Origin of the sequence: Lutibacter oceani, assembly GCF_003384935.1 — a bacterium.
Lineage (GTDB): Bacteria > Bacteroidota > Bacteroidia > Flavobacteriales > Flavobacteriaceae > Lutibacter > Lutibacter oceani.
Window position 1 is genome coordinate 862,161 of record NZ_QTTQ01000009.1, and the last position, 23,815, is coordinate 885,975.

Annotated in this window: 19 protein-coding genes; 7 read left to right on the forward strand and 12 right to left on the reverse strand. The window is 30.4% G+C overall.

Annotated features, from left to right (window positions below; genetic code table 11):
• Nucleotides 1-43 precede the first annotated feature (43 nt).
• From BX611_RS03855 to BX611_RS03865, 3 genes are all read right to left on the reverse strand, one after another.
• Complete coding sequence (locus BX611_RS03855; protein ID WP_162880036.1) at nt 44-2,626, reverse strand: glycoside hydrolase 5 family protein; 2,583 nt, start codon at nt 2,624-2,626, stop codon at nt 44-46.
• Between the two features lie 30 nt (nt 2,627-2,656).
• Nucleotides 2,657-4,558, reverse strand: a complete 1,902-nt coding sequence (locus BX611_RS03860) for an amidophosphoribosyltransferase (protein ID WP_115878247.1) — start codon at nt 4,556-4,558, stop codon at nt 2,657-2,659.
• Between the two features lie 69 nt (nt 4,559-4,627).
• On the reverse strand, nt 4,628-5,554 hold the full coding sequence (locus tag BX611_RS03865) for a PfkB family carbohydrate kinase (protein WP_115878249.1): 927 nt from the start codon (nt 5,552-5,554) through the stop codon (nt 4,628-4,630).
• 99 nt (nt 5,555-5,653) lie between these two features.
• On the opposite strand from BX611_RS03865, the gene BX611_RS03870 reads away from it, so the two are divergent.
• From BX611_RS03870 to ggt, 6 genes are all read left to right on the forward strand, one after another.
• Nucleotides 5,654-6,076, forward strand: a complete 423-nt coding sequence (locus BX611_RS03870; protein WP_115878251.1) for a SufE family protein — start codon at nt 5,654-5,656, stop codon at nt 6,074-6,076.
• Nucleotides 6,077-6,127: 51 nt separating this feature from the next.
• A complete protein-coding gene (locus BX611_RS03875) occupies nt 6,128-6,448 on the forward strand; it encodes an iron-sulfur cluster assembly protein (RefSeq protein WP_115878253.1) in 321 nt (106 codons plus the stop codon).
• Entirely contained in the window at nt 6,449-6,955 is a 507-nt protein-coding gene (locus BX611_RS03880) for a DUF2480 family protein (protein WP_115878255.1), read from the forward strand.
• 84 nt (nt 6,956-7,039) lie between these two features.
• Nucleotides 7,040-7,915: a DUF3078 domain-containing protein gene (locus tag BX611_RS03885; RefSeq protein ID WP_115878257.1), complete on the forward strand. Its 876-nt coding sequence runs from the start codon at nt 7,040-7,042 to the stop codon at nt 7,913-7,915.
• A 371-nt stretch (nt 7,916-8,286) separates the two neighbouring features.
• Nucleotides 8,287-9,207, forward strand: coding sequence for a DUF3078 domain-containing protein (locus BX611_RS03890; RefSeq protein ID WP_115878259.1), 921 nt, complete (start codon nt 8,287-8,289; stop codon nt 9,205-9,207).
• Between the two features lie 198 nt (nt 9,208-9,405).
• A complete protein-coding gene (gene ggt, locus BX611_RS03895; protein WP_115878261.1) occupies nt 9,406-11,085 on the forward strand; it encodes a gamma-glutamyltransferase in 1,680 nt (559 codons plus the stop codon).
• Nucleotides 11,086-11,174: 89 nt separating this feature from the next.
• Here the strand turns inward: ggt and BX611_RS03900 are convergent, their stop codons facing one another.
• The 9 genes from BX611_RS03900 to BX611_RS03940 all read right to left on the reverse strand — a co-directional run bounded on the left by BX611_RS03900 (nt 11,175) and on the right by BX611_RS03940 (nt 21,594).
• On the reverse strand, nt 11,175-12,263 hold the full coding sequence (locus tag BX611_RS03900) for a hypothetical protein (RefSeq protein WP_115878263.1): 1,089 nt from the start codon (nt 12,261-12,263) through the stop codon (nt 11,175-11,177).
• A 14-nt stretch (nt 12,264-12,277) separates the two neighbouring features.
• The gene (locus tag BX611_RS03905) at nt 12,278-14,797 is read right to left on the reverse strand and encodes a TonB-dependent receptor (protein WP_115878265.1); all 2,520 of its coding nucleotides are present in this window, start codon (nt 14,795-14,797) and stop codon (nt 12,278-12,280) included.
• Nucleotides 14,798-15,011: 214 nt separating this feature from the next.
• Complete coding sequence (pgi, locus tag BX611_RS03910; protein WP_115878267.1) at nt 15,012-16,586, reverse strand: glucose-6-phosphate isomerase; 1,575 nt, start codon at nt 16,584-16,586, stop codon at nt 15,012-15,014.
• A 3-nt stretch (nt 16,587-16,589) separates the two neighbouring features.
• Nucleotides 16,590-17,858: a peptidoglycan DD-metalloendopeptidase family protein gene (locus BX611_RS03915; protein ID WP_115878964.1), complete on the reverse strand. Its 1,269-nt coding sequence runs from the start codon at nt 17,856-17,858 to the stop codon at nt 16,590-16,592.
• 52 nt (nt 17,859-17,910) lie between these two features.
• The gene (locus tag BX611_RS03920) at nt 17,911-18,717 is read right to left on the reverse strand and encodes a DUF3108 domain-containing protein (RefSeq protein ID WP_115878269.1); all 807 of its coding nucleotides are present in this window, start codon (nt 18,715-18,717) and stop codon (nt 17,911-17,913) included.
• Nucleotides 18,718-18,842: 125 nt separating this feature from the next.
• On the reverse strand, nt 18,843-19,091 hold the full coding sequence (locus BX611_RS03925; protein ID WP_115878271.1) for a NifU family protein: 249 nt from the start codon (nt 19,089-19,091) through the stop codon (nt 18,843-18,845).
• An 8-nt stretch (nt 19,092-19,099) separates the two neighbouring features.
• A complete protein-coding gene (locus BX611_RS03930; protein WP_115878273.1) occupies nt 19,100-20,224 on the reverse strand; it encodes an Mrp/NBP35 family ATP-binding protein in 1,125 nt (374 codons plus the stop codon).
• A gap of 108 nt (nt 20,225-20,332) precedes the next feature.
• Entirely contained in the window at nt 20,333-20,671 is a 339-nt protein-coding gene (locus tag BX611_RS03935) for an MGMT family protein (protein ID WP_115878275.1), read from the reverse strand.
• 26 nt (nt 20,672-20,697) lie between these two features.
• Entirely contained in the window at nt 20,698-21,594 is an 897-nt protein-coding gene (locus BX611_RS03940; protein WP_115878277.1) for a S66 peptidase family protein, read from the reverse strand.
• Between the two features lie 102 nt (nt 21,595-21,696).
• Between BX611_RS03940 and metG the strand changes: the two genes are divergently transcribed.
• Nucleotides 21,697-23,754 carry a methionine--tRNA ligase gene (gene metG, locus BX611_RS03945; RefSeq protein ID WP_115878279.1) on the forward strand — a complete coding sequence of 686 codons (2,058 nt, stop codon included), beginning with the start codon at nt 21,697-21,699 and terminating at the stop codon, nt 23,752-23,754.
• The last annotated feature ends 61 nt before the right edge of the window (nt 23,755-23,815 follow it).

Below are 23,815 nucleotides of genomic sequence, written 5' to 3' on the forward strand. Positions count from 1 at the left end.
TCGCCAAATTGGCGAGTTTTTTTGTTTTTATATGTTTTATTTTTTATTCTAAACCAGCACTTATTATTGCAATGCCATGTTTTTCATCCAATTCACTTTTAGGAATTTCTGGTCCAATTGAAAATTGCATACTTTCAACGTTTTCAATATCAAAAGGTACATTTAAATTATGTTCTAAATAATACGGTAAAAAACTTGGGTATGGTCTTGGAAGTGTTACTGTTTTAACAGGTTTAAGCTCCTTAATTGATAACTTATATTCTTTTATTTCAGTCCCAATTTCAATAACTTTACCAAAAGCTGCACCATCATTCATTACAAATGCAATTTGAAGTTTACAAGGTTTATTATTTAAAGCTCGACCTTTAAAAACAATGGTTTCCTTTGAAGCAAGATCTAATTTTCTTCCTTTTATTTTATCAAGAATAAAGTGCTTAAAGCTATAATCGTAAATAGGTGCTGCATTTAAATTTTCGTTATCTACAACAAATAATTTTTCAATATTTAGTTGATATTCATCTTCATTATTTTCGGTTGGAACTAATTTTAATGTATTTTTCCAGGGTTTAACCAATAATTCTGCATCTTTTTTGGCGTTAAAAAGTTGAATAGCATTCGCTGAAGAAACCACACGCGTTTCAAAAGTGCTTCTGTCATAAAAATCCCAATCATATGGCATTCCTTCTTTATCTGCAGGATACGTGCGAGTTTCTTTTTCACCTTTTACAATTATTTGATATTTCAAATATCCTGTTGTTATTATATTGGCTGGTACAACTCCCGAATAATTATAGCCATTATTCCATTCCATTTTAATAACTTCTCTTTTATAACCATTATAAACCCATAATTCAACTTCAATTGGCGATTGTGGAGCAACTATTTGAGTTGAAATTTCCAAAGGTGTACCTTCTGAAATTTCATTTATCGGATTGTGTTTAAAGTAAATTTTAGCTACAGTAGTTTTTGGAGCAAAATAGTCGTTAAGTTTTATGTTTTTCCAATTATCACTTGCAGACCATTTTTTTGAAATACCATTTTTACTTAAAATATAAGTCCCTGGCATAATAGAAAATGAATTTCCAACAACTTTAGGCGAAAAATTATTTCCTTCATTTATTGCTTTAATATTAAAATTGGAATCTAAATCTTTTAAGGTAATATTCATTGTCCGTTCTTCCCATTTAATAACTCCAACCGTTTTTTTAGGACTATTTGTTCCAAACGGATTGTCAACCCAAACTGCATCAGGCATCACTTCTAATCGCCAGATACCTTTGTCAATTTTATCTAAAAAATAAGCTCCAACGCCGTTATATTTAACAACAGAAGAATTACCAAAACCGGCAATTTTATTTAATTTTTTCTCGTTAACTAGTTGAGAATTTGTATTGTTTGAATAAATGAATTTTTTATCTGAATTATATTCAGCCAAATCTTTTTGATAATCAACATTAAACGAATCGAAAGTTGTGTTTTCTGGGTACTTTCCGAAGTCTTTATACATTGGTGTTTTATGAAATACTTCAGAACAAATCATTAAACTTAATGCTTTTTGTGGCGTATAAACCAAATTCATATAATGTGTATTGTATTCGGTATTTGCGTATGCCAAATAAGTTGGATCATAAGCAAAATGAGTTGCAATTTGAATTCCAGCTTCTCTAAAACTTCTTGCCATTACAGGATATATGTAACTTTTTCCAACATCGGCTGCATCAAATTCATACACTAATTTTGCTGCTTTATATTTTTTTATTGTTTCATCAAAAGGGATATTGTAATCATTTACATTTGGTAATAAATTTCCTGAAAGTTCACGTTGATAACCTAAACCCGTTGGATACCATTGAAAAGTTCCTCCTTGAATTCCGGCATTAAAATAAGCATCAGCGAAATGAACAGCATGGCTTATATTGTAAAAAATGGGTTTTTTAGTACCTGTTTTTCGCATTGCATCCACCATACCTTTAACAAATTCGGTTACTTTTTCTGCTTCTCCACGGTGATGAGGCTCGTTGCTCACTTCAAAGGCAATTAGGTTTGGATCTGTTTTATAAGCTTCACCCGTATATGGATTCACATGATTTAAAAACTGATATAAATAATTCTGTTGTGCTTTTATAGCATCAGGATTCGTTAAACAATCACCTTTTCCATATTTATGTGAAAATCCTGGAGTATTACCATCTGGTTCTGGCCAGCCATCACCCCAAAAGGCAATAGGAGTAATTACATAATTGATGTTTTTTTCTTTTAATTTTTTAAGCAAATAATCAAAAGTATCTAAATATTCATTTTCTAGAAGGTTACCAAGTGTATCGCTTATTTGAGTATCCCAAACATGAATTCGGTATAAATCAAAACCAAGTCTTGAAAAATGATACACATCATTATCAATGGCTTCTTTAGGATTAATTCCCATTTTTTTTGCAGATCGATAGGCGTGTGCAAAAGGAACCGTATAATTTACACCAAAGCCCTCAACTTCTTTGTTGGTTTTTTCCCAACGCATTACACCACTGTCATCTACATAAACACCGGTTTTGTTGGAATTATTTTGAGCAGTAAAATTGATTGCACTAAAAAATAGTACAAAAACTAAAATTAAAGATTTTGTTTTCATACTATCAAATTTAAGCATTAAAGTTTGTTTTTAATAGGCTCTTTTGCTACTTCCTTCGTAAAAATTAATAAAGGAATCATTTACAACTCTGTTTCCTCCAGGTGTTGGATAATCACCAGTAAAATACCAATCTCCTAAGTGGTCTGGACAGGCTTTATGTAAATTTTCTACAGATTGATAAATAATTTCTACTTCTGAAGTTATTTCTTCCGTTTTTAACATTTGCGCAATTTTATCCGAAATTTGTTCATCAGTAAATTTAGCGTAAATCTCTTTAACAGCATTTTCAATTTCTGGATCTTCTAATAGTTGTTGCGCTTTACATTTATTATAAACCTCTTCTACAATATGGTAATTATTAGTTTCTTTTAACAACTCCAAAGCAGCTCTAAATGCAATAAAATCACCCATTCTTGCCATGTCAATTCCATAACAATCAGGATACCTAATTTGTGGTGCAGATGAAACTATGATAATTTTTTTAGGATGTAACCTGTCTAAAATTTTAATTATACTTTTCTTTAAAGTAGTTCCGCGGACTATACTGTCATCAATAATTACCAAGTTATCTTTTGGTCTAACAATACCATAAGTAACATCGTAAACGTGTGCAACTAAATCGTCTCTACTATTATCATCCGCAATAAAAGTTCTTAATTTTGCATCTTTAATTGCCAGTTTTTCAATGCGTGGCCTTTCAGATAATATTTCTGTTACTTTTTCAGCTGAAATTAAATTTTTACCGTTTAAAATAGTTTTTGTTTTTTGAAGATTTAAAAAATCTTCAGCAGCTTCTCGCATTCCATAAAATGAAGTTTCTGCAGTATTTGGAATGTATGAAAAAACTGTATTTTTTATATCCTTATTAATTTTTTTCAATATTTGAGGAAAAACTAATTTTCCTAAATTTTTTCTTTCAATATATATGTCTTTATCACTTCCTCTTGAAAAATAGATGCGTTCAAATGAACAAGATTTTTTTGGTAATTGCGCTATTACTTTGTTCATAGAAATTTGTCCATTTTTCCTAATAATTAAAGCACTACCCCTTTCTATTTCTTTAACATCATTAATATTTACATTAAAAACAGTTTGAATAACCGGTCTTTCTGAAGCAACAACTACAACTTCATCATCTTTATAATAAAATGCGGGTCTAATTCCTGCAGGATCACGTAAAACAAATGCATCTCCATGGCCTAACAAACCAGCCATTGCATAACCACCATCCCAATTTTTTGCCGATTTTTTTAATATTTTTTTAATATTAATTTTTTCTTCTATTAAAGGCGAAGCATCTTTTTTAGAAATATCTTGTTCCTTTTTTAATTTTTGATATAGTTTAGCTACTTCATCATCAATAAAATGGCCTATTTTTTCCATTACTGTAACCGTATCGGTCATTTCTTTTGGGTGCTGACCTATTTCAACCAAATCATTAAACAAGCGTTTAGAATTGGTCATATTAAAATTACCTGCTACAATTAAACTTTTATGCATCCAGTTACTTTGGCGTAAAAAAGGATGTACAGCTTCTATACTATTTTTTCCAAACGTACCATAACGCACATGGCCTAAAAATAAATTTCCAATATAGGGTGCATTATTAATTTGCCACTGAACATCGTCAATTTTATCTGGAAACTCTTCGTTTATAGTATTTAACCGTCCATTAATTTGAGAAAAAATATCTTGAATTGGTTGATCTGCATTAGAACGAACACGACTTATATAACGTGTTCCAGGTGCAACATCAAATTTAATACTTGCTAAACCTGCACCATCCTGACCGCGATTGTGCTGTTTTTCCATTAACAAATACATTTTATTTAAACCATAAAACGCTGAACCATATTTATCTTTATAATATTGTAATGGTTTCAACAATCTAACCATTGCAATTCCACATTCGTGTTTAATAGCGTCACTCATAGTTTTTGTTTTAGTATAGTAATATATAAATAAAAAAATTCCGCACGTATGCAGAATTTTAAAAACAATTTAGCTTAATTCAATTTCAAATTGAGTTAACAGTTTAAACTGTAATAAACGCTCTTGAATTTCTTCGAAAGTTAAATTCTCCATGCGTTCGGTTCCAAATTTTTCCACACAAAACGATGCTAAATTTGATCCTGAAATTACAGCTCGCTTCATATTTTCAAAAGAAATATCACCTGTGCGTGCAATATGTCCAATAAAACCGCCAGCAAAAGTATCTCCAGCCCCTGTTGGGTCAAAAACTTCTTCTAATGGTAATGCTGGAGCAAAAAACACATTACCATCGTTAAATAATAAGGCACCATGTTCCCCTTTTTTAATAACCACGTATTTTGGACCCATTTCATGAATTTTTTGAGCTGCTCTAACTAAAGAGTATTCGCCAGAAAGCTGACGTGCTTCTTCATCATTAATTGTAATTACATCAATTTTTGCAATTACTTCTATTAATTCAGGTAAGGTATTATCCATCCAAAAATTCATAGTATCTAAAACTACTAACTTTGGTCGGTTAGGAATTTGTTTTATCACCTCCATTTGAACTGCAGGATGCAAATTTCCCAGCATTAAAAAGTCCGTATCAATAAACTTTTTTGGAACAACAGGTTTAAATTCTGCTAACACATTTAAATCTGTAATTAGGGTATCTCTTGTATTTAAATCGTTGTGGTATTTTCCTTTCCAAAAAAAAGTCTTACCAGCTTCAACAATTTCTATACCGTCAGTATTTATATTTTTTGCATTTAATTTTTCTAAATATGCTTTTGGAAAATCTCCACCAACTACGGAAACAATTCCCGATTTTACCCCAAATTGTGATGCAGAAAGTGAAATGTATGTTGCTGCACCTCCTAAAATTTTATCAGTTTTTCCAAACGGTGTTTCAATAGCATCAAAAGCAACCGTACCAACAATTAATAATTTACTCATAGTTATTTTAACTTAATACCTTTTTAATTTGGTATAATATGTGTTTATATTTTTTTTAAACACTAGATGTGATTATTTTTGCAAAAATAAGTTTAAAAAATGACTATCAAAGAAATACAAGAAGAAATTATAGATGAGTTTTCAATGTTTGAAGATTGGATGGAACGGTATGAATATATTATTGAACTTGGAAAATCATTGCCGTTAATAGAGGATGCTTATAAAGTTGATGAAAATTTAATAGTAGGCTGCCAGTCTAAAGTTTGGTTACATTCTGAAATAGAAGCTGGTAAAATTAAATTTACAGCAGACAGTGATGCTATTTTAACTAAAGGTATTGTAGCAATTTTATTACGCGTTTTTAACAACCAAAAACCTCAGGATATTTTAGAGGCAGACTTATACTTTATTGATGAAATTGGTTTAAAAGAGCACCTTTCACCAACAAGAGCAAATGGGTTGGTTTCTATGATTAAACAAATAAAATTATACGCATTAGCTTTTCAATCGAAATTAAGTTAATAATTGTATATTTGCTCTTATTTAGAATGAATATAAAGAAAGGTTTTATACATGAGTAGCACTAGAGTTGAAGAGTTAGGAAACAAAATAGTAGAAGTTTTAAAAACTATTTATGATCCAGAAATTCCTGTTGACATATTTGAATTAGGCTTAATTTATGATGTTATGGTTAGTGAAAACAATGATGTTAAAATATTAATGACCCTTACATCACCTAATTGCCCTGTTGCAGAAACATTACCTGTTGAAATTGAAGAAAAAGTAAAAACAATTGAAGAAGTTAAAGATGCTATAGTTGAAATTACTTTTGACCCAATGTGGACACAAGATATGATGAGTGAAGAAGCTAAATTAGAATTAGGTTTTTTATAAATGGCTGATGAAATTTTAAATAGAGTAGCTAAAAGTAGCCTCAAAACAATAGACCTAGAGGATTATTATCCAAAAGGTATAAGAACAGTTATTGATATTAAAGATTGGTTGTTTCATGAACTTATTTTGAAGGAATCCGATTTCCGAGAACATTTAAATAATCATGACTGGAGTCAATATAAAAATCATTTTATTGCTTTAACTTGTTCTTCAGATGCAATAATTCCTTCCTGGGCATATATGCTAATTACTACTTTTATAGCACCATTTGCTAAAAAAACTATAGTTGGAAATTTAACTATTTTAGAAACATCAATTTTTCAAGATATTCTTCAAAAAATAAATTTAGAAGAGTTTAAAGGAAAACCAGTAATTATTAAAGGTTGCGCCAACAAGCCCATTCCCGAAACTGCTTATATTCAGTTAATTGAAAAATTGCAACCAATTGCTAAATCAATTATGTTTGGTGAAGCTTGCTCTACAGTTCCTCTCTTTAAACGTAAATAATACATTTTTTATCTTTTTCATTTAAAATATTCTTAATATTTTATATTTTTGCTTGCTTAAATTATAATATTCAACACGAATTTTATGAAAAAAGTAGCCTTTTTAATACTTATTTTAAATTTTTCAATTTTATTTTCACAAGAAAATAAGCCTACTACACCAAAAAAAAGTTGGACTACAAAAGGAAAAGTATCTTTCTTGTTTAACCAATCTGCATTTTCTAATTGGGTTGCAAGAGGTGAAAATACTTTAGCAGGTAATATTGGTATTAACTATAACTTTAATTATGCAAAAGGAAAATACACTTGGAAAAATAACATTTTAACTTCATACGGTTTAACAAAAAGTAAAAACACAGAATTTGAAAAGAAAACAGATGACAGGTTAGAATTTAACTCCTTATTAGGTATAAATGCTGAAAGTTATTGGTATTATTCAGTGCTGTTTAATTTTAAAACACAATTTACCAAAGGTTTTAAATACAGCAAAGATGAAAATGGAAAAGAAATTAGAACGGAACACACCAACTTTTTTTCACCTGCTACTTTTTTAATTGGACCGGGTATGTTATGGGAAAAAAATGAAAATTTTAAATTCAATATTGCTCCAGCAACCACAAAATTAGTAATTGTAGATAAAAATTTCACGTTGCCTAATAGTGCTTATTTTGGGGTTGAGGAAGGTGAAAATACACGTTTAGAGTTAGGTTTTAATGCTTCGGGAAGATTAAAAGTTGATTTAATGGAAAACATTTCAATGGAGCAACTTATAAATTTATATGCTAACTATTTAGAAAATCCGGAAAATATTGATATTGATTATACCATGAATTTGGTAATGAAAATAAATAATCACTTTACAACAAATTTAATTTTTCAAACTATTTATGATGACAATGCCTTTGAAGGGTTTCAAATTAGAGAAGTTTTTGGGTTAAGTTTTAACTACGATTTTAAATAAAAAAAATATCACTAAATAATTTATGAATAAGATTTTATTCTTAAGTATCTTATTCATAATTATTACAATCCTGTTTTAGTTATTAAATAACAGACTGCCTAACTCCAATAAGTTTTTTGACAGTTACTTTTTATATGTCTTTGTGAGAAAGGTATAACCGAAGTAATTACATAAATAGTATTTCAAATTTTCTCTTCAATAAAAACAAGAAATTGGTTCATTGTTTTTTTTACTAACTTTAGTAATTGTAAAAATATCTGAATAAGGTTTTAGAGTAATATTAGAAAAATATCTAGTGTCTTTTTTCTAATTTTTTGATCTTATCTATAATTTTTTAAAACATTAAAAAATCTAAATTTAAAAAAAACATTATGAGAAAAGTAATTTTAGCAATTGTATTTATGTTTTCAATAACATATTCAAATGCACAAACATTAGATGAATTAAAAGCCGAACAAGGGCCTAAAAAAGATTCAATTGCAGCTTTACAAGCTAAAGTAAATGCCATACAGCGTAAAATAAATGCACTTCCTGGCTGGAAAAAAGGAGCATTTGGTACCATTGGTGGAAATCTTTCTGGATTCGATAATTGGTATTCTAAGGGAAAGCCAAATTCATCAACAGGAAACATAGGCTTTACAGTAAATGCTTTTGCAAATTTGTTGGAAGAAAAGTTTTTTTGGAGAAATTCAGCAAATGTAAATTTAAGTTGGGTGAAATTTGATGATAAAGACGACCCTACAGACAATAAAGATTTTCAAGAAGCTACAGATGTTTTTAGTATTACTTCTTTATATGGACATAAATTAAGCGATAAATTTGCGATTTCAACTTTAGGTGAGTACAAAACTACTATTTTAAGTAATTTTAATGATCCTGGTTATTTGGATCTTGGAGTTGGTGCCACTTGGACACCAATTACAGATTTAGTTGTTGTTATTCATCCAATGAACTACAATTTTGTATTCAGTAAAGGAGAAACTATTTTCGAGTCTTCTTTAGGTGCTAAAATAGTTGCTGATTATACCAAACAATTGGGAGCTGTAAAATTTAAAACAAATCTTTCTGCATTTCAAAGTTACAAAAGTGCTGATTATTCTAACTGGACTTGGACAAACTCTTTTGGTTATACCTTATGGAAAGGTATTGGTGTAGGATTTGATTTAGGACTTAGAAAAAACAAACAAGAAGCATTAAATTTTGCTCTTATTGATGATGCTACTGTAACTTTTAACAATGTTGATAATGAACTACAAACGTATTGGACGTTTGGTTTAAACTATTCTTTTTAAAAAATTTAGTTAAATTTTAATAATAAATGCCTAACATATTTTCATTACTTGTTAGGCTTTTTTGCGTTTACTCTTTTCATATTATATGGTTTTGCTGTACAAGAGTTTTCAAAAATTCATAACTTTATTATTATACAAGTAATTTTTTTCTATAATTATTTGATATAAATTTGTTTACAACCTATAAAATCTTCAATTATGAAATATTTATTAATAGTTATTATAGCATTTTCTTCATTTCAAATGTTTGCACAAGACAGAATTACAGGGGAAAATTTTGTTACACGATCAGAAGTAATTGCAAAAAACGGAATGGTCGCAACATCACACCCTTTAGCTACTCAAGTAGGTATTGATATTTTGAAACAGGGCGGTTCTGCAATTGATGCTGCCATTGCAGCCAATGCAGCTCTAGGATTAATGGAACCAACAGGAAGTGGTATTGGTGGAGACTTATTTGCTATAGTTTGGGATGCAAAAACCCAAAAATTACACGGTTTAAATGCAAGTGGTAGGTCTCCCGAAAATTTAACCTTAAAATATTTTCGAGACAATAATTATAAAAAAATACCATCTTTAGGCCCCTTACCTGTTAGTGTACCCGGTTGTGTTGATGGTTGGTTTGAATTGCATTCTAAATTTGGAAAATTACCAATGAATAAAATTTTAGCTCCAGCTATTAATTATGCAAATGAAGGCTTTCCAGTTACCGAATTAATTGGGTATTATTTACAACGTTCTGTTCCTTATTTAGGCAGTAAATTTCCCAATGTATTAGAAACGTATACTATAAATGGTAAAGTGCCTTCAAAAGGAACAATTTTTAAAAATCCGTATTTAGCAACTACCTATTCTAAAATAGCCAAAGAAGGTCGTGATGCTTTTTATAAAGGAGCAATAGCAAGAACAATTGTTAATTTTATAAAAGAACAAGGAGGATTTTTATCGTATAATGATTTAGCAACTCACAAATCTGAATGGGTACAGCCAGTTTCAGTAAATTATAGAGGTTTTGATGTATGGGAATTGCCACCAAACGGACAAGGAATTGCTGCTTTACAAATGCTCAATATTATTGAACAATATGATTTTACAAATATTGAATTTGGCTCGGCTGAACACATTCATATAGTTACCGAAGCTAAAAAACTGGCTTTTGAAGATAGAGCAAAATACTATGCAGATATGGATTTTGCGAAAGTACCAGTTCAAGAATTATTGGATAAAGCATATGCGAAAAATAGAAAAAAATTAATTACTGAAAAGGCTGGGAAATACAATGCGGGAGAAATTAGTGCTGGTGAAACAATATATTTAACGGTAGCCGATAAAGACGGAAATATGGTTTCTTTTATACAAAGTAATTATAGAGGAATGGGTTCTGGAATGGTTCCTCCAAAATTAGGTTTTATGTTACAAGATCGCGGTGAATTATTTACGCTAGAAGAAGGGAAATTTAATACGTATGCTCCTAAAAAAAGACCTTTTCATACTATTATTCCAGCATTTATAACAAAAAACGGAAAGCCTTATGTAAGTTTTGGTGTTATGGGTGGTGATTTTCAACCACAAGGTCATGTTCAAATAGTAATGAACTTGGTAGATTTTGGAATGAATTTGCAGGAAGCCGGAGATGCTCCAAGAATTGAACACGCAGGTTCTTCTTCACCAACAGGTGAGGTTGCAGCTAATAAAGGTGAAATTAAATTAGAAAGCGGTATTTCGTTTAATGAAATTAGAAAATTAATTTCTAGGGGTCATAAAGTTGGTTATGGGGGAAGTTTTGGTGGCTATCAGGCAATTATGTTCGATGCCGAAAACGAAGTTTATTTGGGCGCTTCTGAATCTAGAAAAGACGGACAGGCTGGAGGTTATTAAATTTTTAGATATTTAATTGTAAATGTATAAAAAGAAAAGACCGCTTTTAAAAGCGGTCTTTATATTTTTAAGAAAAAATAAGGTTTAACTTATTGAAGAACGTAAGCTCCTCCAGATAAAACAACTTTCATTTCCCATACTTCTGCAGCACCAGAATAAACATCGTATTTTATAGCAAATTTTTGCCCTTCAGCCATTCCTGGGAAGTTATTAAATAGTACGATATTGATATACGCTAGTATTGACTCAGGAGATTCATAATTGTCGTTACCCTCTCTAACGTCAAAATTATTATAGTACCCAGGGTCTCCATATTCAGTTCCTAAAGAATCATAATCGGCTTGAGTTAACGTGTATTTAATAGTGTTGTCTGGAACCCAAACACTACCGTCATGACCAAACTTAATTGTTTCTTTAGAAACATTATTATATTTAGACCAAGTTGAACCATCAAAAACGTAATTATTTACATAACTTTTTGTAACACCACCACCTTTATATAATTCATACATTGCTTGTACAATGTCTCCTGCACTTTTTGGGCTAAATTTAAAAATGTCTGGCAATGCTAATGGTATTTTTAGAGCAGCTTCATCATGGCTTGAAAAGTTAGGGTAGCTTTCTCCCATTGCTTTGTACTCATCTTCTGTAAATCCAGCAAATCTAATCCATTCACCATTTTCAAATAAGAAACCATCTGTTAATGTACTTTCACCACCTGCGTAAAAACGATATCTTAAAGAATAAAAATCTCCATTATTTGGTGTTGGATATGTAGCGTCTAAATAATTAAAAATATGGTAATCTCTATCAAAATTCCCATAAGTTTTCCCAGTTATAGCATTGTGTTCATCATCACTTAATTCATAAACATCAGCACTTGGAGAGCTTAATGGATTGTATAATTTAAAAGTAACGGTTGCTAAAGAACCATCTCCCCATACCGGGTATTTATCAGCTAATAACATTGGTATCATCGATTTAGCATCGTCGATAGAGCTGAAATTACCATATGATAAGTCTAATTCATCATAATCTTCATCACTCATTTCAAATACAATCTCACCCGTTATAATTTCATTTTGAGCATCGATAGCATCATGAATATCTTCCATAGGATCACAACTGGTAGTTAATACCATTGTGAATGCCATTATTAAATAAATTATTTTTTTCATTGTCTTATGTTTTTTTAAAATTTAATTTTAGCACTTACGTTAAAAGTTCTTCCATATCCGTACCAAACAAGTGCAGTTTCGTCAACTGAACCATTACCATCTGTTGCATCTGCTATATACTGTGTATCAAATACATTATTCATTCTACCTATTAATGTAGCATCTAAGTCACCAATTTTAAATCCGTGTCTCACACTCATATCAAAAGTTGTATAATTAGGCGCTTTCCATGCTTGTGGCCCTACAGAACCTCTTGAGTTAGGGTCGTATCTAGCATATAAATCAGCAAAATAGTTAAAGTCAACTGTAAAGTTTGTTTTATCCATTAATTCATAATCAAAACCTAAAGAAGCAGTTGTTTGTGCTGCATCAGAAACTTTTAAACCTGCAATAAATAAGTCAACAGTTTGTACTAAGTTTTGTTCTTCATCAAAAATTTGAACATTTGTTACATCGTTATCCCACGTCCAATCACCTAAAGAAAGCATTCCAATAATGCTTAATTTATTTCCTGGTCTATACGTAAAATCAAACTCTGCACCTTGGTGAATTGCATTAACACCTAAAATATTTGCTGAATTAAATGATCCGTCTGGGTTTTGAAAACCTCTAGTTAAAGTTCTATCTTTCCATTCGGTTCTATAAATATTAACATTTGCAGCAAAAGTAGCACCTCTAAATCCATAGCCTAATTCAGTACTAAATATTTTTTGGTTTTCAGCATCAGCATTTATGTGATCATTGTCAAATTGTAAGAATACAGCATCAAAACCTGGTGCTTTTTCAAAATATCCAACATTAGCAAACACATTATGTTGATCATTAATATTGTAGTTAGCTCCTCCTTTTACACTAAACCCTGTGAAATTGTATTTATCAGTTTCTTGATTTCCTGGTAAGTATTGGAAATAATCTATTCTTTTGTAAGATGTATTGGAAACAGCTGCAGAAATAAAACCAGCAACATTATCTCTATCATATTCTAATTGAGTGAAAAGACCTTGCCATCCAACTTCACCATCATTCCAATAATCACGTTTGTCTCCAACTTTTAATGCAGCATTAGGGTTGTTTACGTTACTGTTGTCAAGAGCATAATCTGCACCTAATAAATCTGTAACTTCTGAGAAGTGTTTTCCTGTATAATCTCTAATATCAACACCAGCAATTAAAGATACATTTTCGTTTAAATCAGTTTTTAGTGTAGATAATACACCAAACCAACTATGGTCATTTCTTGAAGCTCTTAAATATGCTTCAGCACCTAAAGAACCATTTGCACGATTTATTGCAACAATATTATCAATATCTATTGGTTGGTCATCACCACCAATTCTTTGTTGGAATAAACTTGTGTTACCAGCAGTACCACCACCTCCTCCTGTTCCCCAGGAAGCATATAATGCAGTAGACACATTAGTTTTGTCACTAATAGTCCAGTAATGATTTAAAGAAGTTTGTGATTTGTGGTAGAAATTATCTTCAACATTCACAACATTACCATCTCTAAGTCCCCAGTTTGGATTAAATTTTATACCACTCTCTGCATTTCTATAGGTAGAAATTAAGCTTTGATTTTGTCTCTGACCATGCCATTGTGGAGCACCAAAAGAAGTAAGTGCAATTTTGTGGTTGTCATTAATTTGTTTTGAAATATTAACAAAGTAGTTGTAACCTTCAAATTGAGTTCCATCTACATAACCATCACCTTTTGTTTTTGAAGCAGAAACAGTTGCAGCAAAACCATTGTCTAACAATCCAGTAGAAACAGTTGCGCCATATTTTTGGTAACCATCATTACCAACAGCAGTAAAAATATTTCCACCTTTTTCTACATCAGTAGTTTTAGATAAAATATTTACTGTACCACCAATAGAAGGCACAGCTAATTTAGAAGCTCCTAAACCTCTTTGTACCTGCATAGCACTAGTAACGTCAGCTAAACCAGCCCAATTAGACCAGTAAACTCTACCATTTTCCATATCATTTACAGGAACACCATTAATCATAACGGCAACATTTTCAGAATTAAATCCTCTTAATGTTAATCTACCATCACCAAAACCACCACCCGATTTAGTAGCATAAACACCTGGAGTAGATTTTAAAATTTCAGGAAATTCTTGAGAACCTAATTTGTTTTCAATAACCTCTGCTTTTACAGTTGAAACTGCAACTGGTGTTTTTCTGTCAATAGCAAAAGAAGTTGCCGTAATAATAATTTCTTCTAACGATTCTGCAGAAGGATTTAATGCAATTGATCCAAAGTTTTTAGATCCATTGAAAGTTAAATTTTTAGCTTCATATCCAACAAATGAAACCAAAATAGTACCACTAGAATCTGAAGTTTCTAATGTAAAATTTCCATCAAAATCTGTAGAAACTCCTGTGCTAGATCCTTTAACAACAATAGAAGCTCCAGGTAAAGGTTGACTTGTTTCATCAACTACTTTTCCAGTAAGTTTTGTTTGAGCAAAAATAGTAGCTGAAGTACATAATACCACTACCATTAATAAATTTTTAAATTTTCTCATGTTTAAATTTTAATTTGAATTAAATGTCTTGCAAAAATGCAATTTTTTGTTGACTCTATCTTTAATTAAATGTTAAAATTTAACAAATAATTAAGAAAATTAAAGATACGAAAAACTCATACTTTAACTGATAATCAAGCAGATAAATATTAACAAATATTAATTAAAACTTAAGAAATTGTTAAAAACTTTATTTTTTTATTAAAAAAGTATTTTATATATTTTTTTGCAGGTTTTTATGCGCTAATTCTTTCCCTAATTCAACACCAAATTGGTCAAAACTATAGATATTCCAAATGATGCCTTGTACAAATATTTTATGTTCATAAAATGCTATTAAACTTCCTAAAGTTTTAGGAGATAATTTTTCTATTAAAATAGTTGTACTGGGTTTATTCCCCTCAAAAACCTTAAAAGGCAATAAGGTTTCCATTTCATTTAATTTCCCTTGAGTTTTTAAATCTAAATGTGCTTCTTCTTTTGTTTTTCCTTCAGCCAAAGCTTGAGTTTGCGCATAAAAATTAGCCATTAATTTAGAATGGTGATCTGTATTACCATAAAGCGACTCTTTAAATCCAATAAAATCAGCTGGAATTAATTTAGTTCCTTGGTGTAATAACTGCATAAATGCATGTTGTGAATTTGTTCCTGGACTTCCCCAAATAATATTACCCGTTTGGTAATCTACTTTATTTCCATTTCTATCAACACTTTTGCCATTGCTCTCCATAATAGCTTGCTGTAAATAAGGAGCAAGTTTGCTTAAATATTGTGAATATGGTAAAATAACTTCAGTTTCACAATTAAAAAAGTTGGTATACCAAATTCCTATTAAGCTTAAAATTATTGGTGCATTATTTTCAAAAGGAGTATTTTTAAAATGCTCATCCATTTCAAAAGCACCAATTAATAAATCTTTAAAATTTTTGAATCCTACTGCCAAACTTATTGTTAATCCAACAGTACTCCAAAGTGAAAAACGACCGCCAACCCAGTCCCACATTGTAAAAATATTGTCTTGATCTATCCCAAATTCGCTTACAGTTTTTAGGTTGGTTGAAACTGCAACAAAATGCTTTGCTACATCTTTTTCTGAAGCCGATTGTAAAAACCATTTTTTTATGGTTGTAGCATTTGTTAATGTTTCTTGCGTTGTAAATGTTTTTGAAACTATTACAAATAAAGTAGTTTCTGGGTTTAAGTTTTTAATTACTTCCTGAACGTGATCTCCATCTATATTTGAAACAAAATGAACATTTAAATGGTTTTTATAATATTTTAAAGACTCAACAACCATATCCGGGCCTAAATCTGATCCTCCAATACCTATATTTACAACATCTGTTATTGATTTATTTGTAAAACCTTTCCAATCTCCTGAAACTACTTTATTAGTAAAAGCTTCCATTTTATTTAAGGCTTCTTTAACTTCAGGCATTACATTTTTCCCATCAACTAAAATTTCGGAATCAGATTGATTTCTTAAAGCAGTATGCAAAACGGCTCTTTTTTCTGTTTCATTAATTTTTTTTCCCGAAAAATATGCATCCATTGCACTTTTTAAACCAGCTTCATTTGCTAATTCTAATAAATATTCTAAAGTTTCATTAGTTATTCTATTTTTAGAATAATCAAATTCAAATTCATTAAAATTTATTGTAAAATTATTTTTTCTATTAGTATCGTTATTAAATAATGATTTTATGTGAAGATCTTTTGCGGTATTATAATGGTTGCTAAGTTTTTTCCAAGCATTGGTTTCAGTTGGGTTTACATTTTTCATCATCATGATTTAAGAGTTTAATTCCTCTTCTGGAATATTAATTTCATTATTAATTGTTGAAAATTCTATTGCATCTAATTGTTGCTTTATTGATTCAATAAAATTAAAATAAACTGGTTTAATGTTTTCTTTCATAGGTTCAGCAGCAGGTAGTTTTTGCTTCAATGGATCAACCTGAACACCATTTTTCCAAAATCGGTAACAAACATGTGGCCCAGCGGTATTTCCTGTCATTCCAATATAACCAATTACATCTCCTTGTTTTACTACATCGCCAACTTTAACTGCTCGCCTACTCATATGTAAATATTGCGTACTATATGTTCCATTATGGCGTATTTTTACATAGTTTCCATTTCCTCCTTTTCTCCTAGATTCCGTAACAGTTCCATTTGCAGTAGCCATAATTTCGGTTCCAATTGAAGCAGCAAAATCCGTTCCTTTATGTGGCCTAACTTTATTACCATAATAAGCAATACGTCTTTTTAAATTATAACGTGAAGAAATTCTACTAAACTTTACAGGCATTTTTAGAAATTGACGACGCAGGTTTGTAGCTTCATCATCAAAATAATCAGGAATATTAAGTATTGAGTCTGCCACATATTTAAAAGCATAAAACGGTTTTCCACCATGTTCAAAATAAGCTGCTTTTATTTCTCCAATACCAACGGGAATAGTATCATTAATATATAATTGTTCATAAATTAGTTTGAACTTATCATTTTTTTGAAGTCTTGAAAAATCAATTGTCCATGCATAAATATCATCAGCCATTTTATATGTTAAATAAGAACTTAACCCCTGACTTTCAATGGCCTCGGACAAATGACTTGTAATTACACCAGAAGCTGTTTTTATTACTGTTTTTACCGGTTTTTTTCCGTTATATGCTGTTGGAATTGAATCTCTAAAATCTATTACAGTATATCTTACTTTTGAATGTTGGTAGATAAAAACCTGCGCTTGTTCTGTAGTGTCATTTTTTGCTAAAATAGTATATGGAATACCACTTTTTATTCTTCGAACATTAAAGGTGTCTCTAATTTTATTTACAATTTCTAATACTCTTGGGTACTCTATATGATTTCTATCTAAAATTTCACTGAAATTTTCACCTGGTTTTATAGTATCATTAATTACTTTAAAATTATTTAATTTAAAGCCAAACTCTTGTATTATTTTAGGTTTTGGGGGTGTTGTTAAAATAGCTTGTGGTTTTTCATCTTTACAGGAAATAAGTAAAACCAATAATAGGATTGTAAATATTTTTTTCAACGGTTTATATCTTTTTTTAATTGAATTAAAAAATAAAACGCAAAAGTACAATTTAATTGTCAAAAATAATGTTAAATGGATGTGCTAAACCTTTAAAAGCATCTAAATCTGCTCTTAGTGATCCAACTGCTAAAGATGCTTTAATACGAAGTGGAATTTTATTTTTATCATCCGTAATCCAAATTGTAACACTTTCCTGCTCTTTAAAAACCCGTCCTGCTTGTACCATTGGCCTAAAGGCAAGTGTTTTAATTTTTCCAAATTTTGTTTTAATAACTTCTTTCCCTAAAAAATGAAGTTTAAAATTATTAATTTCCTGATCAAAAAACATCTGTAATTCAATTTCCTGACCTATTTCTAAATTATTTAAATTTTGATTTCTTAAAAAATATAAAGATGACAATATGTCTTGTATATCACTACTAATTGGATGTTTTGTTTCAGTATTGTGCTTGTAGTTTTTAACAGTAGCTTCATTTGTACTATAATCAAACAGAATTTCTTGATCCTTTGTATAGCCTCCTTCATCTATTTTTCTAATAAATCTATAAGGCTTCAAAGATTCCTTGTACATAAATGTTTGATAATCATCTTTTACGCTAAAAAACAAGCTCATAAATCCCGAAGATTTTCCTTTCCCTGTAATATGAAAAGCTTCTAAGCTTTTGTTTTTGGTATCTTTTACTTCAATTGTGGAATAACCCGCATTTAAAAAATTACTATAACTTATTCTAAACTTTAACCATTCTCCACCTTTAAAAGCAAGTTTTGTTTCAGTATTTTCATTTTCAATTTTAACAGATTGACTAAATGAAAGTACCGAAATAAAAAAGAATAGTATGTATAAATAATTTTTCATTTACTTAATTGATAATAATTCAGTATTAAAAAAGCAATTATTGTTCCAAAAATAATAAAAGTCGAACATTTAAAAGTTAAGCTTACATTAAAACTATAAATCGTAATTTTTAATGTGAAATTTAATTAAAATGTAATTCCGTTTATCTCAATAACTCTTTTAATTTGTGGTGCGTGTCTTTTAATAGTAGCCTCAACACCATTTTTTAAAGTCATTTGATTTACAGAACAACCTAAACAAGCACCTTCTAATTGTACACTTACAGTATCTTCGGTAATTTCAACTAAAGAAATATTACCTCCGTCTGCTTCCAAATAAGGCCTTATTTCTTGTAAAGCAGTTTCTACATTAATTTTAAGTTCTTCTGAATTCATATATGTAATTAATTTGTGCTACATCCACTCATAGTTGTAATTCTAACAACCTCAGTTGGTGGTAAATCTGTATTTCTTTTTACTAATTGAGATAAGGTGTTTTTTGTTATTTCACTAAAGGCGTTTTCTAATGGAGTATTATTTTGCAATGCTACAGGATGACCAACGTCTCCTGCTTCTCTAATACTTTGCACTAATGGAACTTCCCCTAAAAATGCAGTATCAATATCTTCTGCTAAATTTTTTGCACCATCTTTTCCAAAGATATAATATTTATTATCAGGTAATTCCGCAGGAGTAAAATAACTCATATTTTCAACAATACCCAAAACAGGTACATTAATATTCTCTTGTTTAAACATTGCTACACCTTTTTTTGCATCAGCCAACGCTATATTTTGTGGTGTGCTAACAATTACCGCTCCAGTAACTGGAACTGATTGAACGATAGATAAATGAATATCTCCTGTTCCTGGAGGTAAATCAATTAAAAGAAAGTCTAAATCGCCCCAATGTGCATCAAAAATCATTTGATTTAATGCTTTTGAAGCCATTGCGCCACGCCAAATAACAGCTTGGTTTGCATCTGTGAAAAATCCTAATGATAATATTTTTACACCATAACTTTCAACAGGTTGCATTTTTGATCGTCCATCAATCTCTATAGATAATGGTCTTGCATTTGCAACATCAAACATTAAATGTGTTGAAGGCCCATACACATCAGCATCTAAAACACCTACTTTAAAACCCATTTTTTGCAATGAAATAGCCATGTTTGATGTAATTGTAGATTTCCCTACACCACCTTTTCCAGAGGCAATTGCAATAATATTTTGTATACCTGGTACTTTTGGTTTTTCTGGTTTAAAAGGTTCATTTTTAACATCAGAAGTTACATTTACTTTTACATCTGCCTTTACATCAATTTCTTGATGAAGAACCTTCATAATTTCAACTTCAACTTTCTTTTTTGCTTGTAAACTTGGATTCCCAATGGTTACATCTATAATTATTTCCTTATCAAAAGTAACAATATTTTTAACTGATCCGCTTTCAACTAAACTTTTCCCCTCGCCAGGCGCAGTAATGGTTTCAAGTGCTTTTGTAATATCTTTTTTACTATATGCCATATTCTTTATATAAAATCATTCTAAACAACAAAGATACAGAGTTCTAATGAATATAAAAAGACTTGTTTTAAAAAGAAATGCAGTTGATGTTACAGTAAAATAGTTGAATTATTTTATGGGTAATTCTTTAAAAGGATCCCAAAAAACATGTTCAAAATCCTGAATTTGATAATCACTAACTTTAACACCTTCACTTTCTAATAATTGCTGCATTAAATTAGTACCGTCAAAATGATGCTTTCCAGTTAATAACCCCTTTCTATTTACAACCCTATGAGCAGGAACTTCTTCCATAGAATGTGAAGCGTTCATTGCCCAACCCACCATTCGAGCTGAACGTGCAGCACCCAAATACTTTGCAATTGCACCGTAACTGGTAACACGTCCATAAGGTATTAATTTAGCTACTTCATACACTTTTTCAAAAAAGTTTTCAGATTTGCTCATTTGTTATAATTCATTTTAAAATTTAATTAAACAATAGAAATTATTGATGTATGTTCATCAACATTTAATTCAATTTTTCTCCCAAATATTAATGCATTGTTGTCATTTAAATGTCCGGCAGGAAAATCAAAAACTATAGGGAAATCAAAATCAGAAACAGCATCCAATATAATTTCATGAGCTGTTTTACCAAACGGAATCGTATTGTCGCGCATATCCGTCATTCCCCCTACAATTAAGCCTTTTATATTGTTAAAATAACCATTGCGCTTTAAATTCATCAGGATTCTATCTATATGGTAAAAATATTCGTCTAAATCTTCAATAAATAATATTTTCCCACTTGTATTAATACTTGAATTACTTCCTAACAAACTGTATAAAATAGATAAATTTCCACCAACCAATTCCCCTGAAACTTTCCCTACTTTATTATCTTTTGAGGAATTGATTTTATAAGAAATTGTATTGCTAAAAAGACATTTTTTTAGGGATGCTAATGCTTTTTCGGAGTTTTTGGAAACATTTATTGGCATTGTAGCATGTAATGTTTCAATTCCAAAATTATGGATGTGATTGTGTAAAACGGTAATATCTGAATACCCAATAATCCACTTTGGAATTTTTTTGAATTCAGTAAAATCCAATTTATCAATAATTCTGACAGTTCCATAACCTCCACGAGCGCACCAAATTGCTTTAATTTTTGGGTTATTTAGCATTTCTTGAAAGTCAGTAATTCGTTGTTCATCAGTTCCTGCGAATTGATTTTCTTCAAAACCAATAGTATTACCAATAACAACTTTTAATCCCCAATTTTTTAATAAATTAATTGCAGGTTGAATTTCTTTTAATGAAATTTTTCTCGCTGTTGAAACAATAGCAACTGTATCGTTTTTTTGTAAATATGTGGGTTGAATCATCTTAAAATTTAATAAATCATATTGCAAATTACGAAAAGCCAATTAACTATTCACTTTTCTAATAAACAATCCTTATTTTTGCACTTTCTTAAACAAATTTTGATGAGCAATTCAAAGAGATATACAATTACAGCCGCATTACCATATACTAACGGACCGGTTCATATTGGGCATTTAGCGGGTGTTTATGTACCAGCTGATATTTACGCACGTTATTTGCGTAATACAGGAAACGATGTGCTATACATTTGTGGTTCTGATGAACACGGAGTTCCTATTACGTTAAAAGCTAAAAAAGAAGGTGTTTCTCCACAAGATATTGTAGATAAATACCATGCAATTATTAAAAAGTCTTTTGAGGATTTTGGAATTTCTTTTGATAATTATTCAAGAACTTCAGCAAAAGTTCATCACGAAACAGCTTCAGAGTTTTTTAAGAAATTATATGATGAAGGGAAATTTATTGAAGAATCTTCAGAGCAATTATATGACGCAGAAGCGAACCAGTTTTTAGCAGATAGATTTGTAGTTGGAACGTGTCCAAAATGTGGAAATGAAGAAAGTTATGGAGATCAATGCGAAAGTTGTGGAACAAGTCATAATGCTACAGATTTAATCAATCCAAAATCTGCAATTACCGGGAATGTACCAACAACTAAAGTAACAAAACATTGGTATTTACCATTAGATAAATACGAGAAATGGTTGCGAGAGTGGATTGTTGAAGGGCATAAAAACGATTGGAAAACAAATGTATTAGGGCAAGTAAAATCATGGCTAGACGACGGTTTAAAACCAAGAGCTGTAACACGCGATTTAGATTGGGGAATTCCAGTTCCGGTTGAAGGTGGAGAAGGAAAAGTATTGTACGTTTGGTTTGATGCACCTATTGGATATATTTCTTCAACCAAAGAATGGGCTGCACACGAAGGAAAAGATTGGGAACCATATTGGAAAGATAAAGACACCAAATTAATACATTTTATAGGAAAAGACAATATTGTATTTCACTGTATTATTTTCCCTGCAATGTTAAAAGCTGAAGGAAGTTATATTTTACCTGAAAATGTACCAGCTAATGAGTTTTTAAATCTGGAAGGAAACAAAATCTCAACATCTAAAAATTGGGCAGTTTGGCTACATGAATATTTACAAGATTTTCCTGATAAGCAAGATGTTTTACGTTATGCATTAACGGCAAATGCGCCAGAAACTAAAGATAACGATTTTACTTGGAAAGATTTTCAAGCTAGAAATAACAACGAATTGGTGGCTATTTTTGGAAATTTTATTAATAGGGTAGTAGTTTTAACCAATAAATATTATGAAGGGGTTATTCCAGAACCAAACGAGTTTTCTGATGTTGATAATGAAACATTAGAAAAATTAAGAAAATTCCCTTCAATTATAGCAAGTTCAATTGAGCGTTATCGTTTTAGAGAAGCTTCACAAGAATTAATGAATTTAGCGCGTTTGGGTAATAAATACTTGGCTGATGAAGAGCCTTGGAAACAAATTAAAACGGATCCAGAACGTGTAAAAACAATTATGTATGTTGCATTGCAAATTGCTGCAGGATTAGCTGTTGTTTGTGAGCCTTTTTTACCATTTACTTCTAAAAAATTAAACCAAATTTTAAATATTTCTGAAAACATCGCTTGGGATTCAATAGCTGAAACGGAAGAACTGATTGCAGCAAATCATCAAATTGGAAAAGCACAATTGTTATTTGCAAAAATTGAAGATCAAGAAATTCAAGCGCAATTAGATAAATTAGAAGCAACAAAATTGGCAAATGAAGCTTCAACGAAAGTTATAGAGCCGCAAAAAGAAACGATTGAATTTGATGATTTCACCAAATTAGATATGCGTGTAGGAACTATTATTGAAGCTATAAAAGTACCAAAAACTAAAAAGTTATTACAACTTAAAGTAGATGTTGGTATTGATGTTAGAACCATAGTTTCTGGTATTGCAGAAAGTTTTAAACCTGAAGATATTATTGGGCAAAGAGTTACGGTTTTAGTGAATTTAGCACCAAGAAAATTACGAGGAGTAGAAAGTCAAGGAATGATTTTAATGACTGATACACCTGATGGGAAATTGGCTTTTATTGAACCAGAAAATGATTCAGTTGCTAATGGAGAGCAGGTGAGTTAAACTCAATAAAAAATATATTTTAAACCCTGAACTTGTTTCAGGGTTTTTTGTTAAATTCGGA

Excerpts from the sequence above, each read along its gene's own strand:
- BX611_RS03935 (WP_115878275.1), bottom strand. The coding sequence starts at position 20,671 with ATGAGCAAATCTGAAAACTTTTTTGAAAAAGTGTATGAAGTAGCTAAA.
- BX611_RS03890 (WP_115878259.1), top strand. The coding sequence starts at position 8,287 with ATGAGAAAAGTAATTTTAGCAATTGTATTTATGTTTTCAATAACATAT.
- BX611_RS03880 (WP_115878255.1), top strand. The coding sequence starts at position 6,449 with ATGGCTGATGAAATTTTAAATAGAGTAGCTAAAAGTAGCCTCAAAACA.
- BX611_RS03870 (WP_115878251.1), top strand. The coding sequence starts at position 5,654 with ATGACTATCAAAGAAATACAAGAAGAAATTATAGATGAGTTTTCAATG.
- BX611_RS03885 (WP_115878257.1), top strand. The coding sequence starts at position 7,040 with ATGAAAAAAGTAGCCTTTTTAATACTTATTTTAAATTTTTCAATTTTA.
- ggt (WP_115878261.1), top strand. The coding sequence starts at position 9,406 with ATGAAATATTTATTAATAGTTATTATAGCATTTTCTTCATTTCAAATG.
- BX611_RS03865 (WP_115878249.1), bottom strand. The coding sequence starts at position 5,554 with ATGAGTAAATTATTAATTGTTGGTACGGTTGCTTTTGATGCTATTGAA.
- BX611_RS03905 (WP_115878265.1), bottom strand. The coding sequence starts at position 14,797 with ATGAGAAAATTTAAAAATTTATTAATGGTAGTGGTATTATGTACTTCA.
- BX611_RS03920 (WP_115878269.1), bottom strand. The coding sequence starts at position 18,717 with ATGAAAAATTATTTATACATACTATTCTTTTTTATTTCGGTACTTTCA.
- BX611_RS03940 (WP_115878277.1), bottom strand. The coding sequence starts at position 21,594 with ATGATTCAACCCACATATTTACAAAAAAACGATACAGTTGCTATTGTT.
- BX611_RS03930 (WP_115878273.1), bottom strand. The coding sequence starts at position 20,224 with ATGGCATATAGTAAAAAAGATATTACAAAAGCACTTGAAACCATTACT.
- BX611_RS03875 (WP_115878253.1), top strand. The coding sequence starts at position 6,128 with ATGAGTAGCACTAGAGTTGAAGAGTTAGGAAACAAAATAGTAGAAGTT.
- metG (WP_115878279.1), top strand. The coding sequence starts at position 21,697 with ATGAGCAATTCAAAGAGATATACAATTACAGCCGCATTACCATATACT.
- BX611_RS03855 (WP_162880036.1), bottom strand. The coding sequence starts at position 2,626 with ATGAAAACAAAATCTTTAATTTTAGTTTTTGTACTATTTTTTAGTGCA.
- BX611_RS03900 (WP_115878263.1), bottom strand. The coding sequence starts at position 12,263 with ATGAAAAAAATAATTTATTTAATAATGGCATTCACAATGGTATTAACT.
- BX611_RS03860 (WP_115878247.1), bottom strand. The coding sequence starts at position 4,558 with ATGAGTGACGCTATTAAACACGAATGTGGAATTGCAATGGTTAGATTG.
- pgi (WP_115878267.1), bottom strand. The coding sequence starts at position 16,586 with ATGATGATGAAAAATGTAAACCCAACTGAAACCAATGCTTGGAAAAAA.
- BX611_RS03925 (WP_115878271.1), bottom strand. The coding sequence starts at position 19,091 with ATGAATTCAGAAGAACTTAAAATTAATGTAGAAACTGCTTTACAAGAA.